This is a genomic window from Curtobacterium sp. MCBA15_001 (genome assembly GCF_001864835.1).
Taxonomy (GTDB): Bacteria; Actinomycetota; Actinomycetes; order Actinomycetales; family Microbacteriaceae; genus Curtobacterium.
The window spans coordinates 1-301 of sequence record NZ_MJGI01000020.1; the positions used below are offsets into that span (position 1 = coordinate 1).

Genomic DNA, 301 nt, shown 5'->3' on the forward strand with positions numbered 1-301 from the left:
ATCAGGGAAGACTCATCTCAGGGCTCGCTTCCCGCTTAGATGCTTTCAGCGGTTATCGATTCCGAACTTAGCTACCGGGCAATGCGTCTGGCGACACAACCCGAACACCAGAGGTTCGTCCACTCCGGTCCTCTCGTACTAGGAGCAGCCCCCTTCAATCTTCCAACGCCCACGGCAGATAGGGACCGAACTGTCTCACGACGTTCTAAACCCAGCTCGCGTACCACTTTAAATGGCGAACAGCCATACCCTTGGGACCGGCTTCAGCCCCAGGATGTGATGAGCCGACATCGAGGTGCCA

General features: G+C 56.8%; 1 rRNA gene. It reads right to left on the minus strand.

Annotation, left to right across the window (positions count from 1 at the left end):
• A 23S ribosomal RNA gene (locus BIU90_RS06425) occupies positions 1-301 on the minus strand; the annotation flags it as partial.